We start from the raw sequence: 5,915 nt of genomic DNA on the forward strand, positions 1-5,915 counted from the left end.
ATGTGGTCGGCCATGAAGGTAGAGATGAAGAAATAGCTGTGGTCATAGCCGGGCTGCATGCGGAACTGGCCGTTCTGGCGACGTTCCATCATCGCCTGCGCCAGAGCTTCGGGCTTCAGGAGATCAAGGAACTGGTCCTTGGAGCCCTGATCCACCAGAACCGGCCCGTCAAAGCCGAGGCGGCGCATCAGAAGCGTTGCGTCATGCGGCGCCCAGAGGGTTTCATCCGCCCCAAGATAGGCGCCAAGCTGTTTCCGGCCCCAGTCCGATTGCGTCGGATGGGCGATCGGTGCGAAGGCGGAAACCGAGCGGAACCGTCCCGGCAGCCGCATCGCCATCGTCAGCGCGCCATGCCCGCCCATCGAATGGCCGGTGATCGCCTGCCGGTCCTCGGCAATCGCGAAATTGGCGGTGATCAGGCCGGGGAGTTCCTCGGCCACATAATCCCACATCTGAAAATGCGGGGCCCATGGCGTTTCGGTCGCGTTGACGTAGAACCCGGCACCCTGGCCCAGATCATAGGCTTCGTCATTGGCCACACCTTCGCCGCGCGGGGACGTGTCGGGGAAGACCAGCGCAATACCCGCCTCGGCCGCCCAGGCCTGCGCTCCCGCCTTCACCATCGCGTTTTCATGGGTGCAGGTCAGGCCCGAAAGGTACCACAGAACCGGCACCGGCCCCTCTGCCGCCTCTTCGGGCAGGAAGAGGCCAAAGGTCATGTCGCAGCCGCAGGCATCCGAGGCATGGCTATAGACCCCCTGAATGCCGCCATAGCATTTGTTTTCCGAAAGCGTCTGCATGGGTCTTCCTTTCTTCAGACTCCGGTGATCAGGGCGACCACCAGCGTTACGGTCACGATGCTGACCATCGTGGAAATCAGGATCGAGGCCGACACCCGCTGTGGGGCTACCCCGTAGTGGCGGGCGAGGATATAGACATTCCCCGCGACTGGAAGCGATGCCGCCGCGATCATCACACCCGCCGCGAATGGCTCTACCCTGAACAGCCACAGCGCCGCAACGGCAACCGCCATGGGATGAAGCGCCAGCTTGGCGAAGGAAAGCCAGAGGGCAACCGACATTCTTTCGGCCGTTTTCGACGCGAGCGAGGCGCCGATGGCAAAGAGGGCCCCCGGTGTCGCGGCGGCCCCAAGGATCATCAGGAATTCGTCCACGGGGACGGGCAGTGTAATCCGGGCAGACGACACCGCCAGACCAAGCGCCATCGCGACGATCATCGGATTTTTCAGCAGGCCGAGCGTTAGTGTTTTGAAGATGCGGGGGGAAAGCTGCCCTTCCCGCACGCCAGTGATGATGAGGGTGATGAGGCTGGAAAAGACGATAAGGTCGATCGCCAGCACCATCAGGACGGGCCCCGCCGCCTCGGGCCCCAATAGCGCGGTCAGAAGCGGCACGCCGAGAAAGCCGGTATTGCCGATCACCGCACATTGCGCCTCGACCGCCATTTCGGTTGCGGGAATGCCGCGCAGACGGGCCACAAGTGTCGCCAGAAGATAGACGGCAAGGCAGCCGGTCAGATAGGCAGCGGCAAAGCGTGCGTCAAAGATCTCGGCCAGCGAGAGGTTGGCGGCGAAACGAAAGAGCATCGCCGAGAGGGCGAAATAGAAGACGAAGCGGGTGAGGTATTCGGTCGCGACTTCGGGGAAGACGCGGACCCGGCCCGCGAACCAGCCAAGGCCGATCAGCGCGAAGAACGGAAGCGTTTTCAAGAAGATCGCGAGCATAGTGTTATATCCGCCGCCGTCCCGGCCTCCGAGCCGGGACCTCTTGGTTCACCAAGAGACCCCGGATCAAGTCCGGGGCAAGCTCCCGGATCAAGTCCGGGGCAGACTCCCGGATCAGGTCCGGGGCGGGGCGATACATGCTCACCCTTTTCGCACCGTCAGTATCTCTGCCAGCGGCTTCTTGATCTTGGCCACCGCAGGCACGGTCGCGTCCTCCGCCGCGCGGCCCGTGGCTATGATCATCACCGGCTTTTCGCTCTCAGGCCGGTCGCAAAGGCCATTGAGGAATTTCATCGGATTGGGCGTATGGGTCAGGGTCGACAGACCGGCATGATGCAAGGCCGCGATCAGGAAGCCCGTCGCGATGCCGACGCTTTCGGGCACGTAATAGTTCTTGTAGCGCTCGCCGTCACGGGTCACACCGTAGCGCTGCGCGAAGACCACGATCAGCCAGGGCGCGATGTCGAGATGCGGTTTCGACACGCCGGTCCCGATCGGTTCCAGCGCCTTCAGCCATTCGTCGCCCGCGCCGCCCGCATAAAAACTCTCCTCCTCCTTCTCGGCCGCAGTGCGGATTTCCGCCTTCATCGCGGGGTCGGAGATCGCCACGAAATGCCAGGGCTGGTGGTTGGCACCCGACGGCGCGGTCCCGGCGGCGGCGACACACGCGGCGATGACCTCTTCCGGCACGGGATCAAAACTGAAGTCGCGCACGCTGTGGCGCTTCTTCATATAATCGCGGAAGTTTTCAGCCGAGGTCAGCGCTTCTGCATCGCCCAGCGCCACCCGATCTGGCAACGGCATGGGCTGATAACTGATCTTGTCCTTGAAATACATGGCCTCTCCCCGGTCGTATTGCCGGGATACTATAGCCTCTTGGGGCAAGGTTGAATCAGAATTAGGGGCTTTTTCCGTCCAAATTCCGGCATTTGAGTTTTCAGACGGATCCGCGACATGTATCGGCAGCGCCGCTGCCTCTTTCCAAGAGGCCGGTACAGGGTTAACCGTTTGTCGGGCCGTGTGAAACGTTTATGGAAGCATTTCCATACAAGTGAGACCGAAACATGATCACCGGATGAACCGCCTGTTCGGGACATTCGGGGAATTGCTTTGATGTCGCCATTGACCACGGCATGTTCAATGAGGCGAGCTTTCTGGGCGGTATCGAGGACATGCGCCGGGCGATCGGCGATTGCTGCGGCCCGGCCCGACGCCATTCAGCATCCACCCGGCACGGCGGGGATCTTGCAAGCCATCAGGGGCAAGGATCGACCCGCGCTCGTCCTGCGCACGGATATCGCCAATATCTATGGGACGGCGCTGCCGCCGGTTCTGTTTTCCGAACTGGTCGAGGGTCCGGTCGAACAGGCGGTCCGGCTTGCAAAGACCCTGTTGCGGACCCGGGCATTGCTGGGACAGGGCGCGGATCGCGCCCTCGGGCTGGGTCAATATGCCGCGCGAACGCCCTTTCTTTTAGCGTCAGATCAGCGATCTGTATATCAAGACGGGTGACCCGCAAATTGTCGAAACCGATCACCGAAAGCGCTGCCGGTACTTTCAGGCCCAGGGCCGTGGTTCTTCCGTTTTGGTATCTCTGATCTCCTCTTCATCGAAGATCAGCAGACAGAAAATCGTCGCCTGCGTCCGTGTCCGACTTTCGGGGGGTAGCTCAGATGCATCGCAAACCCAAAACCGCTGCACCATCCTGCGCGGGCGGCAAGACCGCCCGCGTGCGTTCTTTAGCCCCGGCCCCGGGTCGGGCTATTTCCTGCGGAAATCGTCTTCGACCCGGACGATGTCGTCTTCGCGCAGTTCAACACCGAACTGCACCTCGACAAAAATCAGCGGCGCTTCCCCGTCATTCGCGATTCTGTGCTTGGTTTCCCTGGGGATATAGACATGGCTGCCGCGCTCTACCCGGATCGTATCGCCGCCGATTGTCACCGCACCCCGGCCCGCCACCACAACCCAATGTTCGGAGCGGTGGTTGTGGTATTGCAGCGACAGCCGTGCGCCGGGATTCACGTCGATCCGTTTGACGACATATCCGGGGGCAGACTGCACCACCTGCCAGCGCCCCCATGGGCGGGCTTCGGCTTGACCGTCGCGGTAGGATAGGTCGGTCATGCAAGAGTCTCCTGTTCATGAATGCTGGCGGCAACGATGCGGGCCAGAACGGCTGCGGTTGCGGGTTTGGGAACCATCGCAATCCGTGCGCCAAACCGATCGAGCAGCGGGTGATCCTGGGGCAGATGCCCGGACACCACGATTACCTGCCCATTGGATGAGTGGTTGAGGAAGGCTTCCGCCAGTTCCCAGCCGGACTGGCTGGCGTCGAGATTGAGGTCGGTGACAAGAATGTCAGGCGTATCGCCGCTGTTCAGCCGGTCCAGCGCTGGCCGGTAGCCTGACGCCGTTTCGGTTGATAGGCCAAGCGATGACAGCGCACCCGCAATGGCGTGAAGGGCGGCGGGTTCGTCGTCGACAGCAAGGCATGACCGGTTAAAATCCCCCGGATGCGGATGCGGTTCGGCCACCAGCAACGGCAGATAGAGCGACACCGCGGTTCCTTCGCCTTGTGCCGAGACGATCTGGATATCGCCCTCCGATTGGCGGATGAACCCGTAGACCATCGACAGGCCAAGCCCGGTTCCGGTGCCGTCGGCGCGGGCCGAATAGAATGGTTCCATCGCGTGGCGCATGACTTCGGACGCCATGCCGGCCCCGTCATCCCGGACGGTGATCACCGCCCGCCCGCAATCGGTTTCGGTCAGGCTGATGGTAACCTCGCCCGGCCCGTCGATGGCCTGATTGGCATTCAGGCAGACATTCAGCACAGCACTTTCCAACTGGCCCGGATCGACCCGGACATGCAGCGGTGTCTCGGCGGCCAGAACGGTCAGCACTACTTCGTCACGCATGGCAAAGCTGATCAGGTCGGTCAGCCCTTCGATCAGCGCGTTCAGCTCGACGATCTCGGGTTCCAGATATTGCTTGCGGGCGAAGGCCAGCAGCCGTTCGGTCAGGGCGACGCCGATATCGACAGCATCACGGATCCTGTTGCGCAGGACGTCGCCGTCTCCGGCCGCCTCCGGTTTCCAAAGCTGCAGGGACCCGGCGATGGTGGACAGGATATTGCCGAAGTCATGCGCCACCTCACCCGTGACCTTGCCGAGGCTCTCGATGCGCTGGATTTGCGCCAGACGCTCGTCAATCCGGCGTTTTTCGGTCGCGTCCGCGAAAAGCCAGACCGCCCCGCCATCGGGAAGCGAGTTGCGCCGCGCCTCGACGACAAAGCCGTCGGTGCTGTGCCAGTCACCGCCATCGTCACAAGCGAAGGGTGATGCGTCACGCAGCTCGTCAAGTGTCGGTCGCCTGGAAAGAAATCCGGGATCGATCCGCAATACCTGCGGCAGGCTGGGATTGGCGACCACCAGACGGCCATCCTCGCCCATGATGGCGACACCGTCGCTGATATTGCCGAACACCCTTTCAAAAAGCGCGTTCTTCTGCGCCAGTTGCCGGTTGGACCGGTCAAGCCGTAGCGCATTGGCCCTGAATGCCCGGAAAGCGTGGAACAGTTTGCCGATTTCGTCGCCCGAGCCTTCGCCGCGCGGCAGGCGGCTGGTGCGGTCGCCCGAAGCAAGCCGCATCATGGCATCCGCAATCGCCGAGAGGTTGCCTGTAACATAGCCCGAAACGAAAAGGGCCGCCGCCGTTGCAATCGCAACGCTGGTCAGCGCCGCACCGATCACGGCGAGCCGGGCAACGGCGATGCTGGATGAGGTGGCGTTTCGTTCCAGTGACAGCCTGGCCTCTGCCGCCGCGACAACCTCGGCGCTTGTCTCGCTCAGCGCTTCCGAGGCGCGACGGATGCGAAAGAGCGCGTTTTGCGCGGCCAAGCGCTCGCTCAGCTCAACGCGCCGTGTGGTGAACACCCCCTCGGGTCCCACCACAAGCCGGGCAATGTGGCCAAGCGCCTGCGTCTGATCCGCCGCAAGCTGATCCGGCGTCACGGCGGGCAATTGCTGGTGATAGTCCCGCTGGAATTCACCCGCCGCGATCAGACTGTCGGCCCGGCCCACGCCGATGGCAGCGCTGGCCAGCCTTTGCAGTTGCAGCCAGCCCCGCCGCACCGGCAGCGGCGCGCCCGGATCGGCTGTGGCAAGGG

Annotated in this window: 6 protein-coding genes; 1 reads left to right on the forward strand and 5 read right to left on the reverse strand. The window is 62.7% G+C overall.

What is annotated here, in order from left to right; translation table 11 throughout:
• From fghA to WBB85_RS19250, 3 genes are all read right to left on the reverse strand, one after another.
• A partial coding sequence (gene fghA, locus WBB85_RS19240) for an S-formylglutathione hydrolase (RefSeq protein WP_432640203.1) occupies window positions 1-800 on the reverse strand: 800 nt, incomplete at its 3' end.
• A gap of 14 nt (window positions 801-814) precedes the next feature.
• The gene (locus WBB85_RS19245) at window positions 815-1,744 is read right to left on the reverse strand and encodes an AEC family transporter (protein ID WP_432640204.1); all 930 of its coding nucleotides are present in this window, start codon (window positions 1,742-1,744) and stop codon (window positions 815-817) included.
• A gap of 141 nt (window positions 1,745-1,885) precedes the next feature.
• On the reverse strand, window positions 1,886-2,581 hold the full coding sequence (locus WBB85_RS19250) for a nitroreductase family protein (protein ID WP_432640205.1): 696 nt from the start codon (window positions 2,579-2,581) through the stop codon (window positions 1,886-1,888).
• Window positions 2,582-2,989: 408 nt separating this feature from the next.
• Between WBB85_RS19250 and WBB85_RS19255 the strand changes: the two genes are divergently transcribed.
• Window positions 2,990-3,256: a hypothetical protein gene (locus WBB85_RS19255; protein ID WP_432640206.1), complete on the forward strand. Its 267-nt coding sequence runs from the start codon at window positions 2,990-2,992 to the stop codon at window positions 3,254-3,256.
• 249 nt (window positions 3,257-3,505) lie between these two features.
• Here WBB85_RS19255 and WBB85_RS19260 read toward each other — a convergent pair whose 3' ends face one another.
• Complete coding sequence (locus WBB85_RS19260) at window positions 3,506-3,871, reverse strand: phosphomannose isomerase type II C-terminal cupin domain (protein ID WP_432640207.1); 366 nt, start codon at window positions 3,869-3,871, stop codon at window positions 3,506-3,508.
• Window positions 3,868-5,915 (reverse strand): ATP-binding protein (locus WBB85_RS19265; protein ID WP_432640208.1); only part of this gene is annotated, 2,048 nt, incomplete at its 5' end. The genes WBB85_RS19260 and WBB85_RS19265, both read right to left, overlap by 4 nt.

The sequence above is a fragment of the Albidovulum sp. genome, assembly GCF_049646345.1.
GTDB lineage: Bacteria > Pseudomonadota > Alphaproteobacteria > Rhodobacterales > Rhodobacteraceae > Albidovulum.

Bases quoted from the DNA above. Each gene is read 5' to 3' on its own strand.
- WBB85_RS19245 (WP_432640204.1), bottom strand. From the start codon at position 1,744: ATGCTCGCGATCTTCTTGAAAACGCTTCCGTTCTTCGCGCTGATCGGC.
- WBB85_RS19260 (WP_432640207.1), bottom strand. From the start codon at position 3,871: ATGACCGACCTATCCTACCGCGACGGTCAAGCCGAAGCCCGCCCATGG.
- WBB85_RS19250 (WP_432640205.1), bottom strand. From the start codon at position 2,581: ATGTATTTCAAGGACAAGATCAGTTATCAGCCCATGCCGTTGCCAGAT.